General features: G+C 61.0%; 23 protein-coding genes and 2 pseudogenes. 13 read left to right on the top strand and 12 right to left on the bottom strand.

The annotated features are described in order from the left end of the window. Nucleotides 1-23: 23 nt before the first annotated feature. Both thiS and BMX68_RS13270 read right to left on the bottom strand, forming a co-directional pair. A complete protein-coding gene (gene thiS, locus BMX68_RS13275; protein WP_017130487.1) occupies nt 24-224 on the bottom strand; it encodes a sulfur carrier protein ThiS in 201 nt (66 codons plus the stop codon). A gap of 90 nt (nt 225-314) precedes the next feature. Then, nucleotides 315-686, bottom strand: a complete 372-nt coding sequence (locus BMX68_RS13270; protein ID WP_017130488.1) for a DUF423 domain-containing protein — start codon at nt 684-686, stop codon at nt 315-317. Nucleotides 687-756: 70 nt separating this feature from the next. Here BMX68_RS13270 and mtgA point away from each other — a divergent pair, with 70 nt between their 5' ends. Further along, nucleotides 757-1479, top strand: a complete 723-nt coding sequence (gene mtgA / locus BMX68_RS13265; RefSeq protein WP_026013019.1) for a monofunctional biosynthetic peptidoglycan transglycosylase — start codon at nt 757-759, stop codon at nt 1477-1479. Nucleotides 1480-1542: 63 nt separating this feature from the next. Here the strand turns inward: mtgA and rpoH are convergent, their stop codons facing one another. The 4 genes from rpoH to ftsY all read right to left on the bottom strand — a co-directional run bounded on the left by rpoH (nt 1543) and on the right by ftsY (nt 5587). Next, nucleotides 1543-2397 (bottom strand): RNA polymerase sigma factor RpoH, encoded by an 855-nt coding sequence (gene rpoH / locus BMX68_RS13260; protein WP_017124869.1) that lies wholly within the window; start codon nt 2395-2397, stop codon nt 1543-1545. Nucleotides 2398-2526: 129 nt separating this feature from the next. After that, a complete protein-coding gene (ftsX, locus tag BMX68_RS13255) occupies nt 2527-3546 on the bottom strand; it encodes a permease-like cell division protein FtsX (protein ID WP_074862262.1) in 1020 nt (339 codons plus the stop codon). Further along, nucleotides 3543-4214 (bottom strand): cell division ATP-binding protein FtsE, encoded by a 672-nt coding sequence (gene ftsE, locus BMX68_RS13250; RefSeq protein WP_017130490.1) that lies wholly within the window; start codon nt 4212-4214, stop codon nt 3543-3545. The genes ftsX and ftsE overlap by 4 nt, the downstream gene beginning before the upstream one ends. Beyond that, a complete protein-coding gene (gene ftsY / locus BMX68_RS13245) occupies nt 4211-5587 on the bottom strand; it encodes a signal recognition particle-docking protein FtsY (protein ID WP_017130491.1) in 1377 nt (458 codons plus the stop codon). Before ftsY ends, ftsE begins: the two co-directional genes overlap by 4 nt. A gap of 173 nt (nt 5588-5760) precedes the next feature. Between ftsY and BMX68_RS13240 the strand changes: the two genes are divergently transcribed. From BMX68_RS13240 to BMX68_RS13215, 6 genes are all read left to right on the top strand, one after another. Continuing rightward, nucleotides 5761-7113 (top strand): M16 family metallopeptidase, encoded by a 1353-nt coding sequence (locus BMX68_RS13240; RefSeq protein ID WP_017130492.1) that lies wholly within the window; start codon nt 5761-5763, stop codon nt 7111-7113. Beyond that, nucleotides 7110-8600 (top strand): M16 family metallopeptidase, encoded by a 1491-nt coding sequence (locus tag BMX68_RS13235; RefSeq protein WP_017130493.1) that lies wholly within the window; start codon nt 7110-7112, stop codon nt 8598-8600. Before BMX68_RS13240 ends, BMX68_RS13235 begins: the two co-directional genes overlap by 4 nt. Next, the gene (gene rsmD / locus BMX68_RS13230; protein WP_017130494.1) at nt 8600-9214 is read left to right on the top strand and encodes a 16S rRNA (guanine(966)-N(2))-methyltransferase RsmD; all 615 of its coding nucleotides are present in this window, start codon (nt 8600-8602) and stop codon (nt 9212-9214) included. The genes BMX68_RS13235 and rsmD overlap by 1 nt, the downstream gene beginning before the upstream one ends. 125 nt (nt 9215-9339) lie before the next feature. Continuing rightward, entirely contained in the window at nt 9340-10686 is a 1347-nt protein-coding gene (locus tag BMX68_RS13225) for a M16 family metallopeptidase (RefSeq protein ID WP_017130495.1), read from the top strand. Next, nucleotides 10676-12151 (top strand): M16 family metallopeptidase, encoded by a 1476-nt coding sequence (locus BMX68_RS13220; protein WP_017130496.1) that lies wholly within the window; start codon nt 10676-10678, stop codon nt 12149-12151. Before BMX68_RS13225 ends, BMX68_RS13220 begins: the two co-directional genes overlap by 11 nt. A gap of 91 nt (nt 12152-12242) precedes the next feature. Continuing rightward, nucleotides 12243-13256, top strand: a complete 1014-nt coding sequence (locus tag BMX68_RS13215) for a hydrolase (protein WP_017130497.1) — start codon at nt 12243-12245, stop codon at nt 13254-13256. 27 nt (nt 13257-13283) lie between these two features. Here the strand turns inward: BMX68_RS13215 and BMX68_RS13210 are convergent, their stop codons facing one another. The 3 genes and pseudogenes from BMX68_RS13210 to BMX68_RS13200 all read right to left on the bottom strand — a co-directional run. Then, entirely contained in the window at nt 13284-14270 is a 987-nt protein-coding gene (locus tag BMX68_RS13210) for a type 1 periplasmic-binding domain-containing protein (protein WP_017130498.1), read from the bottom strand. A gap of 123 nt (nt 14271-14393) precedes the next feature. Continuing rightward, nucleotides 14394-15248: a sulfurtransferase gene (locus tag BMX68_RS13205; RefSeq protein WP_017130499.1), complete on the bottom strand. Its 855-nt coding sequence runs from the start codon at nt 15246-15248 to the stop codon at nt 14394-14396. Nucleotides 15249-15342: 94 nt separating this feature from the next. Then, nucleotides 15343-15585: pseudogene (locus BMX68_RS13200) on the bottom strand (TetR/AcrR family transcriptional regulator); the annotation flags it as partial. A gap of 339 nt (nt 15586-15924) precedes the next feature. On the opposite strand from BMX68_RS13200, the gene coaD reads away from it, so the two are divergent. Together coaD and BMX68_RS13190 are read left to right on the top strand one after the other, a co-directional pair. Further along, a complete protein-coding gene (coaD, locus tag BMX68_RS13195; RefSeq protein ID WP_017130501.1) occupies nt 15925-16404 on the top strand; it encodes a pantetheine-phosphate adenylyltransferase in 480 nt (159 codons plus the stop codon). Nucleotides 16405-16550: 146 nt separating this feature from the next. Further along, the gene (locus BMX68_RS13190) at nt 16551-16802 is read left to right on the top strand and encodes a YfhL family 4Fe-4S dicluster ferredoxin (RefSeq protein ID WP_017124885.1); all 252 of its coding nucleotides are present in this window, start codon (nt 16551-16553) and stop codon (nt 16800-16802) included. A 12-nt stretch (nt 16803-16814) separates the two neighbouring features. Here the strand turns inward: BMX68_RS13190 and BMX68_RS13185 are convergent, their stop codons facing one another. The 3 genes from BMX68_RS13185 to BMX68_RS13175 all read right to left on the bottom strand — a co-directional run bounded on the left by BMX68_RS13185 (nt 16815) and on the right by BMX68_RS13175 (nt 18932). After that, entirely contained in the window at nt 16815-17153 is a 339-nt protein-coding gene (locus tag BMX68_RS13185; protein ID WP_017130502.1) for a hypothetical protein, read from the bottom strand. A gap of 65 nt (nt 17154-17218) precedes the next feature. Beyond that, a complete protein-coding gene (mutM, locus tag BMX68_RS13180) occupies nt 17219-18031 on the bottom strand; it encodes a bifunctional DNA-formamidopyrimidine glycosylase/DNA-(apurinic or apyrimidinic site) lyase (RefSeq protein ID WP_017130503.1) in 813 nt (270 codons plus the stop codon). 34 nt (nt 18032-18065) lie between these two features. Continuing rightward, nucleotides 18066-18932, bottom strand: a complete 867-nt coding sequence (locus tag BMX68_RS13175) for an HDOD domain-containing protein (RefSeq protein ID WP_017130504.1) — start codon at nt 18930-18932, stop codon at nt 18066-18068. Nucleotides 18933-19076: 144 nt separating this feature from the next. Here BMX68_RS13175 and BMX68_RS13170 point away from each other — a divergent pair, with 144 nt between their 5' ends. The 4 genes and pseudogenes from BMX68_RS13170 to BMX68_RS13155 all read left to right on the top strand — a co-directional run bounded on the left by BMX68_RS13170 (nt 19077) and on the right by BMX68_RS13155 (nt 24496). After that, nucleotides 19077-20273 (top strand): class I SAM-dependent rRNA methyltransferase, encoded by a 1197-nt coding sequence (locus BMX68_RS13170; protein WP_017130505.1) that lies wholly within the window; start codon nt 19077-19079, stop codon nt 20271-20273. A 156-nt stretch (nt 20274-20429) separates the two neighbouring features. Then, nucleotides 20430-20603: pseudogene (locus tag BMX68_RS26750) on the top strand (multidrug transporter CflA); the annotation flags it as partial. 361 nt (nt 20604-20964) lie between these two features. Then, a complete protein-coding gene (ilvD, locus tag BMX68_RS13160; protein ID WP_017130506.1) occupies nt 20965-22812 on the top strand; it encodes a dihydroxy-acid dehydratase in 1848 nt (615 codons plus the stop codon). A 292-nt stretch (nt 22813-23104) separates the two neighbouring features. Beyond that, complete coding sequence (locus BMX68_RS13155) at nt 23105-24496, top strand: L-cystine transporter (protein ID WP_074862255.1); 1392 nt, start codon at nt 23105-23107, stop codon at nt 24494-24496. Nucleotides 24497-24614: the final 118 nt, after the last annotated feature.

Here is a 24614-nt window from a genome sequence, read left to right as displayed (position 1 = left end):
TAACGAACTCACCGTACAAGCCACTAGCCGCCGCCAATGGCCTGCACCACTTCGACCTGATCGCCTTCCTGCAGGGCGGTCTCGCCATGCTGGCTACGCGGGACGATATCCAGGTTCAGCTCCACCGCCACTCGCCGCCCGGTCAGGTCAAGCCGGGCCAGCAATGCCGCGACGGTTTCGCCGTCGGGCAGTTCAAAGGATTCGCCGTTCAATTGAATGTGCATGCGCCGGGCTGCCATCATTTTTAGGGGCCCGCATTCTAGCCCGATCAGCCAGGGCGACCCAAGCCATTCGTCTTCAAATGGACCTGGCAGTCAAGCCAGACGCCAAGCGGCCAGACCCAGGCAGAACCATCCCCCGAGAAACGCCAGGCCACCCAATGGAGTGATGAGGCCAAGCTTACTCACACCCGTCAGGGTCAACAGGTACAGACTGCCGGAGAACAGCAGGATGCCTGCCGTAAACGCCGCGCCAGCCCACGTCACCAGCCGCCCAGGGATATGCGCAGCCAGCAAGGCGACGCCGAACAATGCCAAGGCATGGATCAACTGGTAACTGACGCCGGTATGGAAGATCGCCAGGTAGTCCGCGCTCAGGCGGTTCTTCAGGCCGTGGGCGGCGAAGGCGCCGAGGGCGACACCGGTGAAGCCGAAAAATCCGGCGAGCAGCAGAAAAGCACGCAACATGACGAACTCCATTCAGGGGACACAGGGTCTGTATAATGGCCCGCTCCAACGCCCCGGCCAAGCCATCTCCATGCTGAGTTTTCTTTTCCGTCGCCTCACCATCGTCTTGAAGTGGTTCGCTATTGCGAGCGTGCTGTTGGTGTTGCTATTGCGTTGGCTGCCGCCGCCAGGCACCGCGCTGATGATCGAGCGCAAGATCGAGTCATGGACCGAGGGCGAGCCGATCGACCTGCAACGCACCTGGAAACCCTGGAACCAGATCTCCGACGACCTCAAGGTAGCGGCGATGGCCGGCGAGGACCAGAAGTTTCCCGAGCACTGGGGCTTCGATTTCGGCGCGATCCAGGCTGCTTTGGCCCATAACGAACGTGGCGGTTCGATCCGGGGCGCCAGCACCCTCAGTCAGCAGGTGGCGAAGAACCTGTTTCTCTGGTCCGGTCGCAGTTACCTGCGCAAGGGATTGGAAGCCTGGTTTACCATGCTGATCGAAGTCATGTGGCCCAAGCAGCGGATTCTCGAGGTGTACCTCAATAGCGCTGAATGGGATGACGGGGTGTTTGGCGCCGAAGCGGCGGCGCGGCACCACTTCGGCGTCAGTGCGGCGGCCTTGTCGCGTCAGCAGGCCAGCTTGCTGGCGGCAGTGCTGCCCAATCCCCGCAAATGGAGTGCGAGCCATCCAAGCACCTACGTGGCACGGCGTGCCGGCTGGATTCGCCAACAAATGAGCCAGTTGGGTGGCAGTAGCCACCTAACGGGACTGAACACTTCACGCAAGACGCCCTGGGCGCTATAACCGAGCGCCAGCCAGCGTGTGGCGAGCGCGCTTGTCGGAACGCCACAACTATTATTGCGTCGGCTACGCGGCAATCGACAGTTTGAGTTTGTTCATCGCGCTCTTTTCCAACTGGCGGATACGCTCGGCTGAGACGTTGTACTTTTGCGCCAGGTCGTGCAACGTGGCTTTATCTTCCGCCAACCAGCGTTGGTAGAGAATGTCGCGACTGCGTTCGTCCAGGACTTCCAGGGCCTCGTGCAGGTTGCTATTGGAGTTTTCGCTCCAGTCGGCATCCTCCAGCTGACGAGCCGGATCGTAGCGATGATCTTCCAGATAGTTGGCCGGAGACTGGAACGCGCTGTCATCGTCGGCTTCCGCCGCCGGATCGAACGCCATGTCCTGACCGGTCAGCCGGCTTTCCATCTCGCGCACTTCACGCGGCTCGACCCCAAGGCTTTCGGCCACGCGATGAACTTCCTCGTTGTTCAACCAGGCCAGGCGCTTCTTCTGGCTGCGCAGGTTGAAGAACAACTTGCGCTGGGCCTTGGTGGTCGCCACTTTGACGATCCGCCAGTTGCGCAAGATGAATTCGTGGATTTCTGCCTTGATCCAGTGCACGGCAAACGACACCAGACGCACACCCATTTCCGGATTGAAACGTTTCACCGCTTTCATCAAGCCAACGTTACCTTCCTGGATCAGATCAGCCTGGGCCAGACCGTAGCCGGAATAGCTACGGGCGATATGCACGACAAAACGCAGGTGGGCGAGCACCATCTGCCGAGCCGCCCCCAGATCCTGCTCATAATAGAGACTCTCGGCCAGTTCACGCTCCTGCTCCGGCGTCAGCAGTGGAATGCTGTTCACCGTATTGACGTAAGCCTCCAGGTTCGCACCTGGGACCAGCGCATAGGCAGGTTGCAAAGAAGTGGTCATACGAAAAAACCTCCGACTCACATGACTCGTGCAGTGAAGCACTGCGAAAATTGACCGGGGACCACAAGACAAGTTCCCTGAACCACGACTACGGTCAATACCAACAAAAACACATTAATTTGACGTTAATTACTTGGGCGCCAGCTCGCGAAGATGCCGTGCGACCGCAATCCAAGCACCGATATACCCCAACAGCACGGCACCAAGCAAGAGCGACAGACCATCGGCGGACGGCACCCCCGCCAGGGCGAAATCGCTGCCGTACAGACCGGCAAGCCCGACCACCGCCTCGTTCAACCAGCTGAGGCCGAAGGCCAGGACACCCCAGGAAAAAATTCCCGCACCGAAGCCATAAAGCGCGCCCATGTACAGAAACGGCCTACGCACGTAGCTGTCCGTACCACCAACCAGTTTAATCACTTCGATTTCGGTGCGGCGGTTTTCAATATGAAGACGAATGGTATTGCCTATCACCAAAAGTAATGCAGAAACCAGCAGCACGGTCAGGCCGAAGACAAAGCGGTCGCCCAGCTTGAGAATCGCCGCCAACCGCTCGACCCAGACCAGGTCCAGTTGTGCCTGCTGCACCTTGGGCAACTCGGCCAGGCGCTGGCGCAAGGCTTCCAGTGTCGCCTTGTCAACCTCGTCCGGCGTCACCAGGACCACGCCCGGCAATGGATTGTGTGGCAGTTCCTTGAGTGCCTCGCCCAGCCCGGACTGCTGCTGAAACTCATCCAGGGCCTTTTCCTTGCTGATGAACTCGGCATCCGCCACACCCGGCATGGCCTTGATCTGCTCGCTCAGGCTTTCGCCTTCCGTCGGGCTGGCATCCAATTGCAAGTACAGTGAAATTTGTGCCGCACGCTGCCACGAGCCGCCCAGGCGCTCGACATTACTCAGCAGCAGCGACAGGCCCATTGGCAGGCTCAGGGCCACTGCCATTACCAGGCAGGTAAAAAAGCTACCGATCGGCTGCTTGCCCAGGCGGCGCAGGCTGTCCAGCAGGCTGGCCCGATGGCTTTCGATCCAGGCGTGCAGCAGGGTGCTGAAATCCGGGCCGTCGTCTTCTTCGCGCTTCTTCTTCGGCGGTCGGTCGGAGGCTTTCGGCGCCACGCGTTCGGCTACTTTCGGACTGCGGGTTGCACTCATACGGCTGCCTCCCCGTCGCCGATCAAGCGGCCACGCTGCAGGGTCAACATGCGGTGACGCATGCGCGCAATCAGCGCCAGGTCGTGACTGGCAATCAGCACGCTAGTGCCGAGGCGATTGATATCCTCGAACACCCCCATGATTTCCGCCGCCAGACGCGGGTCGAGATTACCGGTCGGTTCGTCTGCCAGCAGCAATGCCGGCCGGTGCACAATGGCCCGGGCAATGCCGACGCGCTGTTGTTGACCGGTGGACAGGTCGCCGGGGTACAAGTCGGTCTTGTCTGACAATGCCACGCGTTCGAGGGCCGAATCCACGCGTTTGACGACTTCGGCCTTGGACAACCCAAGGATCTGCAGCGGCAAGGCGACGTTATTGAATACCGTGCGGTCGAACAGCAACTGATGATTCTGGAACACCACGCCGATCTGCCGACGCAGGAACGGAATCTGCGCATTGCTGATCTGGCCCAGGTCCTGGCCAGCCAGCAGCAATTTGCCGGTGGTCGGACGCTCCATCGCCAGCAGCAGGCGCAGCAAGGTACTTTTACCCGCGCCGGAGTGCCCGGTCACGAACAGAAATTCACCACGACGCACCCGAAAGCTCAGCTCATGCAAGCCGACGTGACCGTTCGGATAGCGTTTACCGACCTGTTCGAAACGAATCATGAACGCTCCCGCTCGGCGAAAAGGGCTTGGACAAAGGGCTCGGCCTCAAAGGTGCGCAAATCGTCGATGCCTTCACCGACGCCGACATAGCGGATCGGCAAGCCAAACTGCTTGGCCAGGGCAAAGATCACTCCGCCCTTGGCGGTACCATCGAGCTTAGTCAATGCCAGGCCGCTCAACTGGACCGTCTGGTTGAATTGCTTGGCCTGGTTGATGGCGTTCTGGCCGGTGCCGGCATCGAGTACCAACAACACTTCATGAGGCGCGTCGGCATCCAGCTTGCCGATCACCCGACGCACCTTCTTCAGCTCTTCCATCAGATTGTCTTTGGTGTGCAGGCGACCGGCGGTATCGGCGATCAGCACATCGATGCCACGGGCCTTGGCCGCCTGGACCGCATCGAAGATCACCGACGCCGAATCGGCGCCAGTGTGCTGGGCGATCACCGGGATATTGTTGCGCTCGCCCCAGACTTGCAATTGTTCCACCGCAGCGGCGCGGAAAGTATCGCCCGCCGCCAGCATGACCTTCTTGCCTTCCAGTTGGAGCTTCTTGGCCAACTTGCCGATAGTGGTGGTCTTGCCCGCGCCATTGACACCGACTACCAGGATCACGAAGGGCTTGTGTTGGGCGCCGATCTGCAGCGGCTGCTCGACGGGCTGGAGCATCGTCACCAGTTCGGCCTGCAACGACTTGTAGAGTGCATCGCTGTCGGTCAACTGCTTGCGCGCGACCTTCTGAGTCAGGCTCTGGATGATCACACCGGTGGCTTCGACGCCGACATCGGCAGTCAGCAGCCGGGTTTCGAGCTCTTCGAGCAGCTCATCGTCGATAGCCTTCTTACCGAGGAACAGGCTGGCCATGCCTTCGCCAAGGCTGGCACTGGTCTTCGACAGGCCCTGCTTGAGCCGGGCAAAGAAACCGACCTTGCTGTCCTCGGCAGCGAGCTTAGCCGCTTCCACCGCCACGGGTTCGGAAACCGCCACCGACGCGGGGGCCTCGACAACGACCGGCTGTACCACGGGGGCGAGCGCCGGCTCCGGTTTTGCGACAAACGGCGTGGGTGCGCCGACTTCGGCGACAGCCACCGGTGGAATCGGCGGCACCACCTGCTCGGCTTGTATATTTTCAACCAGTGCTACCGGCTCTTCGGCCACTGGCAGGCTCAGCCATGGCTCGGTCGCCGTGGCGGTTTCGACCGACGGTTGTTCGGCCCGCGATGCAACCGTCGGCAACGGTGCCGACGCGGCTTCAGGCAGCGCTGATGGCTGTTCGACGACGGCTTCCTGCGGCTTTTTGCGCAGCCATCCGAACAGGCTTTTTTTCTCGCCAGCCGCAGCTGGGGTCTTCTTGTCGTCGTTGGAACCAAACATGGAGGACGGCTATCTCAAGGTAGCGACGCGCCAAGGGGCGCTTCGGCAAATAATATTCTGATGCGTAACAGACTGCTTTTTGATCAGATTGTTCGCGCGCAACACAGTATCCTAGCACCTCCTAGCCCGCCGACGCTAAGACCAAGCGGGCAGCCCTACAGGTTTAAAAACGAATGAATGCTCTAGCACGCCGCGCCGCTGGCCTGTTGCTCGGCACGCTTTGTCTGCCGCTTGCGGCTATGGCCGCCGACCCACAATTGACCCATGAATTCACCCTCGACAATGGCCTGAAGGTCGTCGTCCGTGAGGATCACCGCGCCCCGGTGGTGGTTTCGCAGATCTGGTACAAGGTCGGCTCGAGCTACGAGACGCCAGGCCAGACCGGTCTTTCCCATGCCCTGGAGCACATGATGTTCAAGGGCAGCGAGAAAGTCGGCCCCGGCGAAGCCTCGTTGATCCTGCGCGACCTGGGAGCCGAGGAGAACGCCTTCACCAGCGACGACTACACGGCCTATTACCAAGTCCTGGCCCGTGACCGCCTGGGTGTCGCCTTCGAACTGGAAGCCGATCGCATGGCCAGCCTGCGTCTGCCGGCCGACGAGTTCAGCCGCGAGATCGAAGTGATCAAGGAAGAACGCCGTCTGCGCACCGACGACCAGCCGATGGGCAGGGCCTATGAACGCTTCAAGGCCATGGCCTACCCGGCCAGCGGCTACCACACGCCGACCATTGGCTGGATGGCCGACCTCGACCGCATGAAGGTCGAGGAACTGCGCCACTGGTATCAGTCCTGGTACGTTCCGAACAACGCCACCCTGGTGGTGGTCGGCGACGTAAGCCTGGATGAGGTACGCAAGCTGGCCCAACGCTACTTCGGCGCGATCCCGCGGCGTGACACGCCGCCGACGAAGATCCCGCGTGAGCTGGACGAACCCGGCGAACGGCTGATTACCCTACACGTGAAGACCCAACTGCCGAGCCTGATATTCGGGTTCAACGTACCGAGCATCGCCACCGCCAAGGACCCGCGCGCGGTCAACGCCCTGCGGCTGATCGCCGCCCTGCTCGACGGCGGCTACAGTGCCCGTCTGTCCTCCCAGTTGGAACGCGGCGAAGAACTGATCTCCGGCGGTTCGGCCAGCTACGACGCCTACAGCCGTGGCGACAGCCTGTTGACCCTGTCGGCAACGCCGAACACGCAGAAGAAGAAAACCCTGGCCGATACCGAAGCCGGCCTCTGGCGCCTGCTGAATCAATTAAAGACCCAGCCGCCCACCGCCGAGGAACTCGAACGCGTGCGTGCCCAGGTCATCGCCGGACTGGTCTACGAGCGTGATTCGATCACCAGCCAGGCCACCGCCATCGGCCAGTTGGAAACCGTCGGCCTGTCCTGGAAACTGATGGACGACGAGTTGGCCGAACTGCAAAGCGTGACGCCGGAAGATATCCAAAAGGCCGCCCGCGCCTACTTCATCCGCGAACGCCTCAGCGTCGCCCATGTATTGCCCGAGGAGCCTCGCCCATGAATAAGCCCAAGGGTTCTCGTTTCACCCTGCTCGGCCTGACCCTGATCATGTCCGCAGGCGGCTTGGCCCTGTCCCTGCTCGCGCCCTGCGACGCCAGGGCCAGCGAGGTGCTGGAAGAAGCCAAAGCGAGCCATAAGCTGCAATCGCTCGCCGAACTCGACGACAAGGCCCCGGCGCGCCGTTCCTTGAACGTCCAGACCTGGAATACCGCCGAAGGCGCCAAGGTGCTGTTCGTCGAGGCCCATGAGCTGCCGATGTTCAATCTGCGCCTGACCTTCGGCGCCGGCAGCAGCCAGGATGGCAAGATCCCCGGCCTGGCCCTGCTGACCAACGCCATGCTCAATGAAGGTGTGGCCGGCAAAGACGTCGGAGCCATCGCCCAAGGCTTCGAGGGGCTCGGCGCAGATTTCGGCAACGGTGCCTACAAAGACATGGCGGTCGCCTCGCTGCGCAGCCTCAGTGCCGCCGACAAACGCGAACCGGCGCTGAAACTGTTCGCCGAAGTCGTCGGCAAGCCGACCTTCCCAGCCACCTCCCTGGCGCGGATCAAGAACCAGTTGCTGGCCGGCTTCGAGTTCCAAAAGCAGAACCCCGGCAAGCTGGCGAGCCAGGACCTGTCCAGGCGCCTGTATGGCGATCACCCTTATAGCCATGCCAGCGACGGCACGGCCAAAAGCATTCCGCCGATCACCCTTGCGCAACTGCGAGCGTTCCATGCCAAGGCCTATGCCGCCGGCAACGTGGTGATCGCCCTGGTCGGCGACCTCTCGCGCAGTGAAGCCCAAGCCTTGACCGCCCAAGTCTCGGCCGCCCTGCCGAAAGGCCCGGCTCTGGCGAAAATTGCCCCGGCCCATGACCCGCAACCCAGCACCGGGCATATCGAGTTCCCGTCCAAGCAGACCACCATCCTGCTCGCACAGATGGGTATCGACCGTGCCGATCCGGACTTTCCAGCCCTGTCTCTGGGCAACCAGATCCTTGGCGGCGGTGGCTTCGGCACGCGCCTGATGAGTGAGGTGCGGGAAAAACGCGGCCTGACCTATGGGATTTACTCCGGGTTCAGCCCGATGCAGGCTCGCGGTCCCTTCATGATCAACCTGCAGACCCGCGCCGAGATGAGCGAAGGCACGCGTAAGCTGGTCGAAGAGGTGCTGGCCGATTACCTGAAGTCCGGTCCGACCCAGAAGGAGCTCGACGACGCCAAGCGTGAAATGGCCGGCAGCTTCCCGCTGTCCAACGCCAGTAACAGCGATATCGTCGGCCAACTGGGCTCCATGGGCTTCTATGACCTGCCGCTGAACTACCTGGAAGACTTCATGCAGCAGACCCAGGCGCTGACCGTCGAGCAGGTCAAGGCGGCCCTGAACAGACACTTGGGTGTCGACAAGATGATCGTCGTCACCGCCGGTCCCACGGTACCGCAGAAGCCGCTACCGCCGCCGACCGACAAACCCGTCGAACAGCCACTCGGGGTCCCGGAGCATTAATGGCCCATTCATCACGTCCCAGCAAGAAACCCGCGCACCCCCATAACGGTGTGAACCAGTTACGTATCATCGGTGGCCAATGGCGTAGCCGACGCCTGAGTTTCCCCGATGTCCTTGGCCTGCGTCCGACCCCCGACCGCGTGCGCGAAACCCTGTTCAATTGGCTGGCACCCTATGTTGCCGGGGCCAAGGTGCTCGACCCGTTCGCCGGCAGCGGCGCCTTGTTCCTCGAGGCCCTGTCCCGTGGCGCCGCCATGGGCCAGGCATTGGACGCCAGTCACGTGGCGGTGTCGAGCCTGCGCGAGCATCTGGGCACCCTGCGCTGCAGCGTCGGCCAGGTACACACCGCCGACGCCCTGCGCTACCTGGAAACCCAGGCGCCCACGGCGTTCGATCTGGTGTTCCTTGATCCGCCGTTCAACCAGAACCTGCTACCGGGCGTCTGTGCCCTGCTGGAGCAGCGCCAATGGCTGGCCGCTGACGCCTGGATCTATACCGAAAGCGAAACCGCGCCTTCGACCCTTGGCCTGCCGGGCACCTGGCGCCTGCACCGCGAGCAGAAGTCGGGGCGGGTCTACTATGCGCTGTGGCAACGCGGCGTCGCCGACCTGTAGCTCGATCCTTGATGACGGCCCGTTGATCTGCGCGCCGTCATCACTATTCCTGTACCGCCATCGCACCCGCCAGCCGGATCACTGTGTTCCTTCGAAAATCGCCAGGACACAAGGATCCCCTACCGATGCAACAACTCACCCGCCATCTCGCGCTCGGCCTGCTCCTGCTGCCGACCGTTGCGCTCGCCGCCCCTATACCCGATACCCATGAACTCAGATTGGACAACGGCCTGAAAATCGTTGTGCGCGAAGATCATCGAGCCCCCATTGTGGCTGCCCAGCTTTGGTACAAAGTCGGCTCCAGCTACGAATCGCCGGGTGATTCCGGTCTTTCCCACGCGCTGGAGCACATGCTGTTCCAGGGCAGCAGCAAAGTCTGCCCCGGCCAGGCCTTCCCGATCATGGAGCGCCTCGGTGCCAGGATCAACGCCTTCACCAACCACGACACGACCACCTACGAATACCTCATGCCGCGGCATGCCCTGGGTGTCGCGCTGGAAATCATGGCCGACCAGATGAGTACCGCTCACCTGTCGCCGGTCGCCTTCAAGCGTGAAATCGAAGTTATCAAGAACGAACGATCGCAGAACGTCGACGATACCCCCGCCGAACTGCTCGACGAGAAGATGCGCAGTATTGCCTTTACTACCAGTGGCTATCGCACCTCGGTCGTCGGCTGGCAACACGACCTGGAACGTATGAGCGTCCGGCAACTACAAGACTGGTACGCCACTTGGTATGTACCGAATAACGCGACCCTGGTGGTGGTCGGCGATGTGACATCCACTGAGGTCGAAACGCTGGCCCGTCGCTACTTCGCCGGCGTGCCAAGCCGAGAGCTTCCCGAAACCCGCCAACCGCTGGAGTTGAACGCGCCGGGAGAACGGCGGATCACGCTACGGACCCGCAATGAGTTTCCCAGCCTGGTCATGGCCTTCAACGTCCCCAGCCTGACAACCGCGACCAACCCGCATACGGCCTACACCTTGCGCCTGCTCAACGAGTTGCTGGGCGTCGGTCCCAGCTCGCGAATCTTTAGCCAGTTGAAATTCCAGGAAGAGCGGATCACTCGGGCCCGTTCCACCTATGAGGCGTTCAATCGAGGGGATGGTTTGTTGACGATTGCCGTCGATCTGGACATCCAGAGCAACCCAAGCCTGGACGATATCCAGGCTCGTCTGTGGGCACTGCTCGAAGCGCTGAAGAAAACTCCCGTCAGCGCTCTGGAACTTGACCGCGCGCGCACTCGAGTGCTGGCAAAAGAGGTTTTCGCCCGCGATTCGGTGGAAGCCCAGGCGCAGAAACTTGGCACCCTGGAAAGCGTCGGTCTGTCATGGAGACAACAGGAGCAAGAGCAGGATCTGCTGAAGGCTGTCACGCCCCTGGATATTCAAAAAGCCGCACAAACCTACTTTGTTCCTGAGCGACTCAGCGTCGCCCTGGCCATCCCAGGAGAAAGTCATGATGAGTAAATATTATCGTGCTTTGTTGAACGCGGTGCTGGCTCTACTGGTCGGCCTTTCACTTCTCGCCACGCAGGTGCACGCAACAACTGTCGCTCCCTTACAATCGCTGGGCGATCTCGATCATCAAACGCCAACACCCTACTCACTCCCGGTCCGTGGCTGGAAAACCCTCAACGGCACCAAGGTGCTCTTTGTTCAAACCCATGGCCTGCCATTGATCGACGTGGCCGTCAGCTTTGCCGCGGGCAGCCGGCACGACGGTGATCGCCACGGCCTCGCGGCCATGACCTTGAGCCTGCTCAACGAAGGTTCGCAAGGCAAGGACGTCAGTACGATTATGACCGCGTTCGACAGCCTGGGAGCGACGATCACCAATGGCGTCGATCGGGACCATGCTTTTTTTACCTTGCGTAGCCTCAGCGACGCCGCCGTGCGCACCCCGGCCCTGCAGCTATTGGCCGAGATCCTGAGCAAGCCCAGCTTCACCGCAGATGCCATTCGCCGGGTAAAGAGCGAGCTCATCGACCAGCAAATGCGCCAAGATGAGGCCTTGAGCAGCGGGATCAGCCACCGGTTTGCCCCCTCGCTCTACCCACGACACCCCTATAGCCAACCCCTCTATGGCACTCGGGAAAGCATCGCACAGATCACCGCCGAGCAGTTACGGGCCTTTCATCAAAAGGCTTACAGCGCAGGCAATGCCATTATCCTGCTGGTCGGCGATCTCTCGGAGGAGCAAGCGCAAGTCATCAGTGTGAAGATTTCCGACGCCCTGCCCAAGGGCCCGGCGTTGCCACAACAGGCCAACGCCGACCGGCGCGACAGCATCATCGGTGCAACCCATCTGGAACGCCCCACCACCCTGCTTCAACTGGATCTCGCCCAGATCGCCCCGCCCCGCCAGCACCCCGACTATGTTGCCCTCCATGTCGCCAGTCTGATCTTCGGCGGTGGCTTCGATAATCGACTGATGCAGGCGCTGCGCGAACAGCATGGTATTACCTACGCGGTATCGTCCCAACTGACCGACTGGCAAGCCCATGGCCCCTTCCACATCAACCTTGCGATCCCACCGCAATACAGCGACGCGGTGCTCCAACGGGTCAAACAAATGTTCGCGGCTTTTCTCAGGGATGGCCCGACTGAACAGGAACTGCAAAGCATCAAGCAGAGCATGCGTGGAAACATGGTATTGAGCGGAACAAGCAACGCGGACATCCTACAGGAGCTGATTCTGATTGGCCGCCATGGCCTGCCGCTGAGCCTGACGGACTTCGCCGAACAGGCGCAGCGCTTGACACGCGAAAGAATCAAGGCCGCCTTGAATAGCCACTTCGACGCTAACGGTTGGGTGGTGACGACTTCCGGCCCGACAGTTCCCCAGCAGCCGCTGCCTGCGGCCCGGCCAGCGCAGACAAGTTGCCAGCCCACCCCGTTGCCCGCGGATAAAAAGCTGCAACAACCCAGATGACTGTGGCAACTTAGGAGTATCGCATTTTGTAGTGCAGTTGCCGTGACGGCTTGCTCACGGCACTGCCTGACCTCTTCATTCCGAGTTCCCTGTGTCGCCGTCATTTCCCTGCCCCCCGCACGTTCAGGACTTCACTCCGGCCCCAGGCCTGGGCAACCCACACCTGCAAACCCTGTGGGGCCCGCTCTGGCGCAAGAAGGCCGTTATCGACCGCCAACGCGAGCGGTTCTGGCTGGACGATGGCGATTTTCTCGACCTTGACTGGTTCGGTCCTCATGAGGCGAAGACGCCCCTGGTGCTACTCCTGCACGGGCTCACCGGCTCATCCCACTCACCGTATATCGTCGGCTTGCAACAGGCCCTGGCCAACCAGGGCTGGACCAGCGTGGCGCTGAACTGGCGCGGCTGCTCGGGAGAGCCGAACCTGTTGGCTCGCAGCTATCACTCCGGCGCCAGTGAAGACCTCGCCGCGACCATCGCCCACCTGAAGGCCAAGCGACCGCTGGCGACGCTGTACGCCGTAGGCTACTCGCTGGGCGCCAACGTGCTGCTCAAGCATCTGGGGGAAAGCGCCGGCCACAGCGGCCTGCGGGCGGCAGTTGCGGTCTCGGTGCCGTTTCGTCTCGATCAGTGTGCAGACCGCATCGGCCAGGGCTTTTCCAAGGTCTACCAAGCGCACTTCATGCGCGAGATGCTTGCTTATATCAAGAACAAACAGCGCCAGTTCCAGCATGACGGGCGAGTCGACGGCCTGGCGGCCTTGAGGAACCTCGGGCAGTTGGCGGGAATGCGTACTTTCTGGGATTTCGACGGCCGGGTGACCGCACCGCTGCATGGCTATCTGGATGCCGAAGACTATTACCGCCGCGCGTCCAGTCGATACTTTCTCGGCGCAATCCGCACGCCGACCCTGATCATCCAAGCGGCGGACGATCCCTTCGTGTTTCCCCACAGCCTGCCGGAACCCGGCGAGCTGGCACCGGGCACCGAGTTCGAATTACAGCGCAAAGGGGGGCATGTCGGGTTTGTCGACGGAACCCTGCGCAAACCGGGCTATTACCTGGAGCGCCGGATCCCGCAGTGGCTGGCAGATCAGCAAGGTTGAGCGGAGCGCGCGGTGTCTTTCTATCGATCAGGCAAATTCATGGTAACTAACAAAACCAACCGGCGTGACAATATCATTCAATAGTGGCACGGCTACTTGCCCGCTCCAATAGCCATCCGGCTGATCATATGTCCAGGCAAAAACCTCCGCTTCGAGATCCGCATCCACTCGCCAGTCTTCCAGCATTTCAATCTCACGGTCTTGCAAGGGCGCGTCATTGGGCCTCAGGACTTCTACCAATACCTCGTTATCCTCAGCATCGAGCCAGACCCATTCCGGTTCCGGATCGAGCCTATCGGTCAATCCAACCTGCGGCCCAACGGTTTCCCTGGCGCTGCCGGCCAACTCTTTGAACTCCGGGCCTTGCAATGTCCAGGTCTTCATATCCAAAGCGACGCCTATGTCCAGATCCAGGCCCAGATCTATGTCCCTGGCATAGATATGATCCAGCACATCGGTCAGCGGCCCATCATCGCCGCTGAATGAGACCAATGATTCGACGACCTCCTTCTCGGCCGTCTCCAGAAAACCCTCGAAATCGCTCATCCCTCCCTCGCGAACCAGGCGCAGGCCCAACTCACGGATATTCAAAGAGGTGCTGCCTGCGACCAGGCTAAACAGCTGGTCAATGCTGTCTGAAAAGCGCCCTAATTGTTCATCGGCCAGTTGATCGATCGCACCGGCATCGAAATGACGGAAGATAAGCTCCGCCTGAGTCGAAATAATTGAGGTTGGGTGCAGCGCGTCCTGAATAAGCTGAATGGAGGCCTGATACAGTTCGAGCGCCCGCGCCTCGAACGCATTACAAGTCTCGACGCTTTTGTCCAGCAACACACTACGACCCAGCGCGAGCATCTGGTGATAGCTATTGTTCGCCAGGGCTTCAAAGTGCTTCGCCAAAGATTCCATCTGCCCGCTGTATCGTGGTTCGGTCGGGGTTGGCGTCCCTGCCACTTCACCCACCAGCCCTACCGATCCCGGATCGAGCTTATTATTCAACACGGCCTGTCCCATAAAAATCTCCTGTATTCGCGTTATCAGAGAGGCTCTTACGACGTAAGTCTCCCCACGCTCGCGCAGATTAGACCCGTCAGGGAGTCCGGCGTGTATATAGATAAGTATCGACCGCTCCGGTAATCAGTCGCCTGTCGCCACCGCCCGTTGCGGATCGGTGATCCATTCGCTCCACGACCCAACATATAACGTCCCCAACGGATAACCTGCCAGGCTCAGCGCGAACAGGTTATGGCACGCCGCCACCCCGGAACCGCAGTACGCCACTAGTTCCTGGGGCGAACGATCAGCCAACTGTCCAGCAAATCGCTGCTTGAGCTGGTCGGGCGACAGAAACCGCCCATCGGCGCCGAGATTGTCGCTGAACGCCGCACATTGGGCGCCGGGGATATGTCCGGCTACCGGGTCGATCAGCTCGACCTCGCCAAGAAACCGGGGCCGGGCACGGGCATCGAGCAAGGTCAGGGACGCTTGGCCGAGACGCTCCTGCAGTTGCTGCGCACTGATCAGCAAGGATGGATCCGCCATGCCGCTGAAGCTTCCGCGCGCGACTGGCGGCGGGCTCAGGCTCAACGGCTGCCCCGCACCCTGCCAGGCTTTCAGGCCGCCATCGAGCATGAACAGCCCATCGCGCTTGCCCAGCCAGACCAGCAGCCACCAGGCGCGCGCCGCGTACATACCGGGCCCCTCGTCATACAGCACGATCTCGCTATCGGGGTCGATGCCCCAGGCTTGCAAACGGCGCACCAGCGCTGCCGGCTCGGGCAATGGATGGCGACCGGTCAGGCCCTTGATCACAGGACCGCTGAGATCGCGCTCCAGATCGGCGTAGTGCGCGCCTTCGATATGCCCCTGGGCATAACTGCGCTGTCCGTAGTCCGGGTCTTCCAGGGCGAAGCGACAATCCAGGATCACCCTCCCTGAGCGAGCCTGGCGCTCGGCCAGTTGCTGCGCGCTGATCAATTGTGCAAGAGGCATCAGTCATTTCTCGTCAGCGGATAAAGAACAATTTTCATGATCGCTCATACACACCCTCCGGTGTCTGGACCTGCGGCACTTAAAACTCATGGCGCCGTTTATCCAGCGTTGCCCGGCCATGGAGCGGGCGCAGGAAGCTGTCCACCTGTGCCTCGTATTCGGCGAACAGCATGGCGATGATCGCCTGCTCCTTGGGGAACGGGTCATAGAGATTACCCGGCGAAATAGCCATGGGCGCCGCGATGTGATCGGTGCCGGCACTGCGCTCGCCCTGCCGATTGAACAGGTCCAGGCTGTTCCGGACGATGCGCTCACCGGTTTTTATTCGTGGGACCATGATTTGAGCTTGACTTCAAGAGTGCGGTGCCAGGCATTTTACGGCCTATCCGGCAGCGGATAAACGGTCGGCATGAGATACGGTCGCATGGGCTACCTATCTGGTCCTGAACATCAGTGACGACAGGACCCTGTGCCAGATGAAGTCTTGAGCGTCCCCGGCAAGGGCCTCGCCCATTCACCCGGTCGGCCACGGCCTTGATCGAGCGCTTGAAAAACCCGGGAGAAAGAGGATTATTCACGGTGTCTACAGGGCTCTCTTTCGCACCGCCTGACTTGGCCGACAAGATAGGCTGCGATACCATCCGATTCCCCAACGGACTCCCGCCAGGACGACGCGATGAACCGAGTGTTGTACCCAGGTACCTTCGACCCGATTACCAAGGGCCATGGCGATCTGGTCGAACGCGCCGCGCGCCTGTTCGACCACGTCATCATTGCCGTGGCCGCCAGCCCGAAGAAAAACCCGCTTTTCCCGCTGGAACAGCGTGTAGAACTGGCTCGCGAGGTCACCAAACACCTGCCCAACGTTGAAGTGGTGGGGTTTTCCACGTTGCTGGCGCACTTTGCCAAGGAACAGAACGCCAATGTTTTTCTGCGCGGGCTGCGTGCGGTGTCGGATTTCGAGTACGAATTCCAATTAGCGAACATGAACCGCCAGTTGGCGCCGGAAGTTGAGAGCTTGTTCCTCACGCCGTCGGAACGTTACTCGTTCATTTCATCGACGCTGGTACGGGAAATCGCCGCTTTGGGCGGAGATATCACCAAGTTCGTCCACCCGGCGGTAGCCGACGCCCTGAACCTGCGCTTCAAGAAGTAACCCCGGCGGCAGCTCCGCGCAGCCGCCATCCACGGCGAACCTGACGCCGGCTTTGTCGTGTCCGCGTGCACTGCGCGCGCCGATGCGGCACAATTGGCCCATCAGTTTTTACGTTGCCCGGGCTTGTCGCCCTGGCCGGAGTGTCCATGTCCCTGATCATCACCGACGATTGCATCAATTGCGACGTCTGCGAACCCGAGTGCCCAAACGCCGCCATCTCCCAGGGCGAAGAAATTTACGTCATCGACCCGAACCTTTGCACCCAATGCGTCGGCCACTACGACGAACCACAGTGCCAACAGGTCTGCCCGGTAGATTGCATCCCGCTGGATGAAGCCCATCCGGAAACCGAAGACGAATTGATGGCCAAGTACCGGAAGATCACCGGCAAGGCCTGAATCAGCCGTCGCTCAGTGGTTATCGTCAAATCCTTGCGCCGTGCAGCCCAGGCAGCGGGCAAACGCTGCCTTGCCTGGATCGACCACCAGCGCCTTGCCGGCCCTGCCCACACCCTCGACACCACCGAACACAGTAAACGGCAGCGACACGACAAACGCCGCCGCCCCCACCAGCGTCGCGCCTACCAGCAGCGGGCGCGCCACCAGCAGGTCGCCGATCATCGCGTAGGCCGGCGGGTTCTGGATTCGATAGGTGGGATCGCTGCTGGTCCCGTCATCAGCCAACGCCGGTAGCGCCTGCAAGACGGAACTCAGAGCCAGCAACAAGGCCAGGGTGCGAAACGGAGTCATGGCTCTATCCTTTGGCTAGGCAACGCAGGGCAAAGACTTACTATAGCGTCTGCGTACAACTCAGGTCAGCTCTGACATTTCGGGCAATAGACACTGGCTCGCTGGCCAAGCTTGATCTCGCGCAAGCCATTGCCACAGACCTTGCAGTGCTCCCGGCCACGCCCGTACACGAACAGTTCCTGCTGGAAGTAGCCGGGCTGACCATCGCCACCGATAAAGTCGCGCAACGTGGTACCGCCGCGCTCGATGGCATGGGCCAGGATCCGTTTGATCTCAGTGGCCAGCTTGAGGTAGCGCGCCCGCGAAATCCCCCCGGCCTCGCGACGCGGATCGATCCCGGCGGCGAACAACGCCTCGCTCGCGTAGATATTACCCACGCCCACCACCACCGCGTTATCCATAATGAACGGCTTAACCGCCATCGAACGCCCACGTGACTGTTGGAACAACCGCTCACCATCGAACAGCTCGGTCAGTGGTTCGGGCCCCAGATGAATCAGCAACGGGTGATTGAACGGATCGAGACTCCAGAGCATCGCCCCGAAGCGGCGTGGATCGGTATAGCGCAAGGCCAGACCAGACTCCAACTCGATATCCACATGCTCATGCTTAGCGGCCGGCATGCCGACTTCCACCAGGCGCAGGTTGCCCGACATCCCCAGATGGCTGATCAGCGTGCCGACCTCGGCGTTGATCAACAGATACTTGGCCCGCCGCTCGACCTGCACGATGCGCTGCCCGGCCAGACGCACATCGAGATCTTCCGGGATCGGCCAGCGCAGGCGCCGGTCGCGGACAATCACGCGACTGACGCGCTGCCCTTCCAGGTGGGGCGCGATACCGCGCCGGGTGGTTTCGACTTCGGGTAATTCAGGCATGGTGATTCCAGGTCAGGACATAGCGTGCTCGAAACTAAGGAGCACCCAACTCACGGATATTTTCCCTGAGCGTCTCGAAATCGTAATCGGACAGACCAACATAATCGAGCACCAGGTGGCCAATGGCATGCCATTCGTGGTCCTCGGTCTGGTTGCCCAACACTCGGTGGGAGGCACAGATGTGCTCGGCCATTTTCAGGATCGCCAGCAGATTCTTCAACTGGCTGTTATGGCTGGACTCGTCGCTGAAGATCGCCAGGGCGTTGTGGTGGTTGGCGATCGCGCTGCTCACATGCTCCGGCAGGCGCCAGGCCTTGGCGGTGTAGTAGCCAACCACCGCATGGTTGGTGTTGAACACCCGGTTTTCCGTGTCCACCACCCGCTGTTCCGGGCCGGCCTCGGCATAGGCCTGCTCCAGCACCGTCATGTAGTCGGGAAACCGCTTGAGCATCAACGCAATCCCGCAATCGTGGAACAGGCCCAGGGCATAGGCCTCGTCGATGGCCTGGGAACCGGTGCGTTTGGCCAGCGTCAGGCTGGTCATCGCCACATCCTGGGCGGTGTCCCAGAAACGGTTCAGGGTGACGATGGTTTCATCGGCCATTTCGCCCTTGATCGATTGTGCGTTGATCAGGTTGATAACCGAACGACTGCCCAGCAGGTTCACCGCCCGCTGGATCGAGGCGATCTTGTTGGCCAAGCCATAATAAGGCGAGTTGACGATTTTCAGTAACGCGCCGGAAAGACCGGGGTCCTGGCTGATCAACCGGGCAATCACCTCCAGGTCCGGGTCGGGCATGTACTGCTCCATCTGCAAATCCACCATGATTTGCGGTTGAGGCGGTACGCTGATGCCTTGCAAGGCCTGTTGGATCTGTTCGGCTGAGAGTTCTTGGGACATGAATACACACCCTGGACAAGTGAGCGATTCTAGCCGAAAAGTTCGACTCAATGGATGACACGTACAGTGTAATCACCTGAAACATGCCAACCCGGCGACCGGCAACTCCCGCTATAATTCCGCTCTTTTTCCCGGAGCGACGTCATGTCCCTGCCTAGCCTACGCCTTAAAGCCAACGCCGACCGCCGCCTGCGCGCCGGTCACCTGTGGGTCTACAGCAACGAAATCGACGTGGCGGCGACTCCACTCCACGGCTTCAAGGCCGGCGACCAGGCCATTCTCGAAGCCGCTGGCGGCAAGGCCCTGGGCATTGTCGCTCTGAGCCCGAACAACCTGATCTGCGCACGCCTGCTGTCGCGCGATGCCAAGCTGGCGCTGGACAAATCGCTGCTGGTACACCGCCTGAACGTCGCTCTGTCCTTGCGCGAACGGCTGTTCGACAAGCCGTTCTACCGTCTGGTCTATGGCGATGCCGACCTGCTGCCAGGCCTGGTGGTGGATCGTTTCGGTGACATCCTGGTGGTCCAGCTCGCTTCGGCGACCATGGAACAACACAAGGATGAGGTCATCGCGGCACTGGTCCAGGTCCTGAAACCGAGCGGCATCCTGTTCAAGAACGATTCGGCGGCCCGTGACGCCGAAGGCCTGGAGCGCTATGTCGAGACCGTATTCGGCCTGGTGCCGGAATGGGTGGCGCTGGAGGAGAACGGCGTGAAATTCGAAGCACCGGTGATGGCGGGCCAGAAGACCGGCTGGTTCTACGATCACCGCATGAATCGTGCGCGCCTGGCGCCGTATGCCAAGGGCAAGCGGGTGCTCGACCTGTTCAGCTATATCGGCGGTTGGGGCGTGCAGGCCGCGGCGTTCGGCGCCAGCGAAGTGTTCTGCGTCGACGCCTCGGCCTTCGCCCTCGACGGCGTAGAGCGCAATGGCGCGTTGAACGGCTTTGCCGAGAAGCTGACCTGCATCGAGGGTGATGTCTTCGAAGCGCTGAAGGAGCTGAAGTCCGCCGAAGAGCGATTCGACGTGATCGTCGCCGACCCGCCGGCATTCATCAAGCGCAAGAAAGACCTGAAAAACGGCGAAGGCGCCTACCGCCGCCTGAACGAACAGGCCATGCGCCTGCTCAGCAAGGACGGCATCCTGGTCAGCGCCTCGTGCTCGATGCATTTGCCCGAAGATGATCTGCAGAACATCCTGCTGACCAGCGCCCGCCACCTGGACCGCAATATCCAACTGCTGGAACGCGGCGGCCAGGGTCCGGATCACCCGGTACACCCGGCGATCCCGGAAACACGCTATATCAAGAGCATTACTTGCCGGTTGTTGCCTAATAGCTAAGATCGTTGAGAGAGAGCGGAAGTATCCTCACTTCCGCTCTCTCCCTCACCTTTAGAGTTATCTCACAGTCATACAGGAATACACCTACGTTCATACCGCTTGCTTGGGCTCTGGCAAAAACTACTATTCAGCACTTACCCAACGCAGGCCCGTTTCATGGCAAGCAGTCAAGATACCTCGACTATCAATGCGCATCGAACTCACAAAAAGTTCTTTGTGATACTTCTGCTGATGACTATTACCCTGCTCGGCGTATTTCCTCTGGACGTAGTGCTTGCGTCTTTCCCCGCCCTGTCCGCGCAGTTTCAAACCCCTCTGTCGAATTCAGCGCCGACACTCAGATATGCCTGCTGACTGTGCCCCATCGGCTCGCGCTGGACGCTCGAAGCCTATTACTCGCGATGGTTCGCTGTACCACTGGCATTACATTGGCGCGCCCTGCCGACCACCCTCCACACGGGTCATGAGCGCTTCAACCGCCACGCCCGTTCCTTCCGGGCGCCAGCGGTGTAGAATCACGCTATTCATCGCCAGTCATCCCCCGGCGGGTTTATGAGCTCAAGCCCAGGCACGCGGCGATCCCGCGAAGCCAACGGCAGTTTTCGGGCACCCGGCTATTTTTCGGTGTGCACCAGAAGCCCATAGAAGCTCACTTCCCCTTGTGTACCTGATTAGCCGCCCGGAGTGTTCCATGCCTGATTACCGCTCGAAAACATCCACCCATGGCCGCAACATGGCCGGTGCCCGTGCCCTGTGGCGCGCCACGGGGATGAAAGACGCCGACTTCAAGAAGCCGATCATCGCCGTCGCCAACTCGTTCACCCAGTTCGTACCCGGCCATGTCCACCTCAAGGACATGGGCCAATTGGTCGCCCGCGAGATCGAACGCGCCGGTGGCGTCGCCAAGGAATTCAACACCATCGCCGTGGATGACGGCATCGCCATGGGTCACGATGGCATGCTCTATTCGCTGCCGAGCCGCGAGATCATCGCCGACTCCGTCGAATACATGGTCAACGCCCACTGCGCCGACGCCATCGTCTGCATTTCCAACTGCGACAAGATCACCCCCGGCATGCTGATGGCCGCCCTGCGCCTGAACATCCCGGTGATCTTCGTCTCCGGTGGCCCGATGGAAGCCGGCAAGACCAAGCTCGCCGCCCATGGCCTGGACCTGGTGGACGCCATGGTCATCGCCGCCGACTCCAGTGCGTCCGACGAGAAGGTCGCCGAGTACGAGCGCAGCGCCTGCCCGACCTGCGGTTCGTGCTCCGGCATGTTCACCGCCAACTCGATGAACTGCCTCACCGAAGCCTTGGGCCTGGCCCTGCCAGGTAACGGCTCGGCCCTGGCGACCCACGCCGACCGCGAGCAGTTGTTCCTACAGGCCGGTCGGACCATCGTCGAGCTGTGCCAGCGTTACTATGGTGACAACGACGACTCGGTCCTGCCGCGCAATATCGCCAACTTCAAGGCGTTCGAAAACGCCATGACCCTGGACATCGCCATGGGCGGTTCCACCAACACCATCCTGCACCTGCTGGCCGCCGCCCAGGAAGCCGAGATCGATTTCGACCTGCGCGATATCGACCGCCTGTCCCGTCACGTGCCGCAACTGTGCAAAGTCGCGCCGAATATCCAGAAGTACCACATGGAAGACGTGCATCGCGCCGGCGGGATCTTCAGCATCCTTGGCGAGCTGGCCCGTGGTGGCCTGCTGCACACCGACCTGCCGACTGTGCACAGCAAGACCCTGGCCGAGGGCATCGCCAAGTGGGACATCACCCAGACCGCCGACGAAGCGGTACACACCTTCTTCAAGGCTGGCCCAGCCGGCATCCCGACCCAGGTCGCCTTCAGCCAGTCGACCCGTTGGGAGACACTCGACGACGACCGTGAAAACGGCTGCATTCGCAGTGTCGAGCACGCCTACTCGCAAGAAGGCGGCTTGGCCGTGCTGTACGGCAACATCGCCCTGGACGGCTGCGTGGTGAAAACCGCCGGCGTCGACGAGTCGATCCATGTGTTCGAAGGCAACGCGAAGATCTTCGAAAGCCAGGACAGCGCCGTGCGTGGCATCCTCGCCGACGAAGTGCAGGCCGGCGATATCGTGATCATTCGTTACGAAGGTCCGAAAGGCGGTCCGGGCATGCAGGAAATGCTCTATCCGACTTCCTACTTGAAATCCAAGGGCCTGGGCAAGGCCTGCGCCTTGCTGACCGACGGTCGTTTCTCCGGCGGGACGTCGGGCCTGTCCATCGGCCACGCCTCTCCGGAAGCCGCGGCAGGCGGCGCCATTGGCCTGGTACAGAACGGCGACAAGGTACTGATTGATATTCCGAACCGCTCGATCAACCTGTTGATCAGCGACGAGGAAATGGCCACCCGCCGTGCCGAGCAGGACAACAAAGGCTGGAAACCGGTGGAAGCCCGTCCACGCAAGGTAACCACCGCGTTGAAAGCTTACGCCCTGCTCGCCACCAGCGCCGACAAGGGCGCGGTACGCGACAAGGCGATGCTGGACAAGCTGGTGCCATAAGCGGTCCTCACCCAATCGAGTCCCGCTCAATGCCGCAATGCTGCTCACTCAAGGCGTTTGGCGCTGTGCGCAGTCTTGTGGCGAACGGGCTTGTCTGAGCGCCACAAGCTTCATCCCAGCGCCGCCGCTTGTCCCCTGATCACGTCACCGGCATTCGCCTCGGCGTGATCAACTTATTCCAAATAATATATATTAAATTCAATTTTGATATTAAATTCATATATATAAAACGGTTAGGCTTAGCGGCTTACCACCCAAAAGTAATGGGCATCTATTTATTTTCGGAGTCTCAATGAACCTGCCGTTGATCCTCAATCTGCTGGTGTTCCTCGCCCTATTGCTAGGCCTGGCGCAAACCCGCCACACCACCTGGAGCCTGGCGAAAAAGGTCCTGCTGGCCCTGCTGCTGGGGGCGGTTTTCGGCGCAAGCCTGCATGCCATCTATGGTGACGGCAACCCAGTAGTCAACGCATCCATCAGTTGGTTCGATCTGGTGGGCAACGGCTATGTACATTTGCTGCAGATGATCGTGATCCCGCTGGTGTTCGCCTCGATCCTCAGCGCCGTGGCCCGCCTGCACAATGCCTCTTCCCTGGGCAAAATCAGCTTTCTGACTATCGGCACATTGCTGTTCACCACCGCCATCGCCGCGTTGATCGGTATCAGCCTGACCAACCTGTTTGGCCTGACCGCCGAAGGTCTGGTCGCCGGCACCCAGGAACTGACCCGCCTGCAGGCCATCCAGACCGACTACGCGGGCCAGGTCGCCAACCTGAATATCCCGCAACTGCTGCTGTCGTTCATTCCACAGAATCCGTTCGCCGACCTGGCCCGCGCCAAGCCGACCTCGATCATCAGTGTGGTGATCTTCGCCGCCTTCATGGGCATCGCCGCGCTGCAACTGCTCAAGGACGATGCCGAAACAGGCCAGAAAGTGGTGAATGCCATCGACACCCTGCAAGCCTGGGTGATGCGCCTGGTGCGTCTGGTGATGAAGCTGACGCCTTATGGCGTGCTGGCGCTGATGACCAAGGTGGTGGCCGGTTCCAACCTGCACGACATCATCAAGCTGGGCAGCTTCGTCGTGGTGTCCTATATCGGCCTGGGCCTGATGTTCGTGGTCCATGGCCTGCTGGTATCGCTGGCCGGAATCAACCCGCTGCGTTTCTTTCGCAAGGTCTGGCCGGTGCTGACCTTTGCCTTCACCAGTCGCTCCAGCGCGGCGAGCATTCCCCTGAGCATCGAGGCGCAGACCCGCCGCCTGGGAACTCCTCAGTCGATCGCCAGCTTTGCCGCTTCGTTCGGCGCGACCATCGGCCAGAATGGCTGCGCGGGGCTCTACCCGGCCATGCTGGCGGTGATGGTTGCGCCAACCGTGGGTATCAACCCGCTGGACCCCTTGTGGATCGCGACCCTGGTGGCCATCGTGACCTTGAGTTCGGTCGGCGTGGCCGGCGTCGGCGGGGGCGCGACCTTTGCCGCGCTGATCGTACTACCGGCCATGGGTTTGCCGGTGGCCCTGGTGGCGTTGCTGATTTCGGTGGAGCCGCTGATCGACATGGGCCGCACGGCACTGAACGTCAACGGCTCGATGGTCGCCGGCACCATCACCAGCCAGATCATGCAGCAGACCGACAAGACCCTGCTGGATGCCGACGAGCACGCGGAGTTGGCGCAGGCCTGATCAGCGCCCCAGCAACTAGTGGCCTGTACGGTAAGTTCGTTAGCTCAAGTTCGGATGCCAGAAGTTCATGGCCAAGGCGCTGTGACGAGTCATAGCCCAGCTATGGCGAGGAACAGCA

The organism is Pseudomonas agarici, from assembly GCF_900109755.1.
In the GTDB taxonomy this organism is placed as follows: Bacteria; Pseudomonadota; Gammaproteobacteria; order Pseudomonadales; family Pseudomonadaceae; genus Aquipseudomonas; species Aquipseudomonas agarici.
Note: the sequence above shows the minus strand (reverse complement) of the source record. Positions and strands in the feature narration are given on the sequence as shown.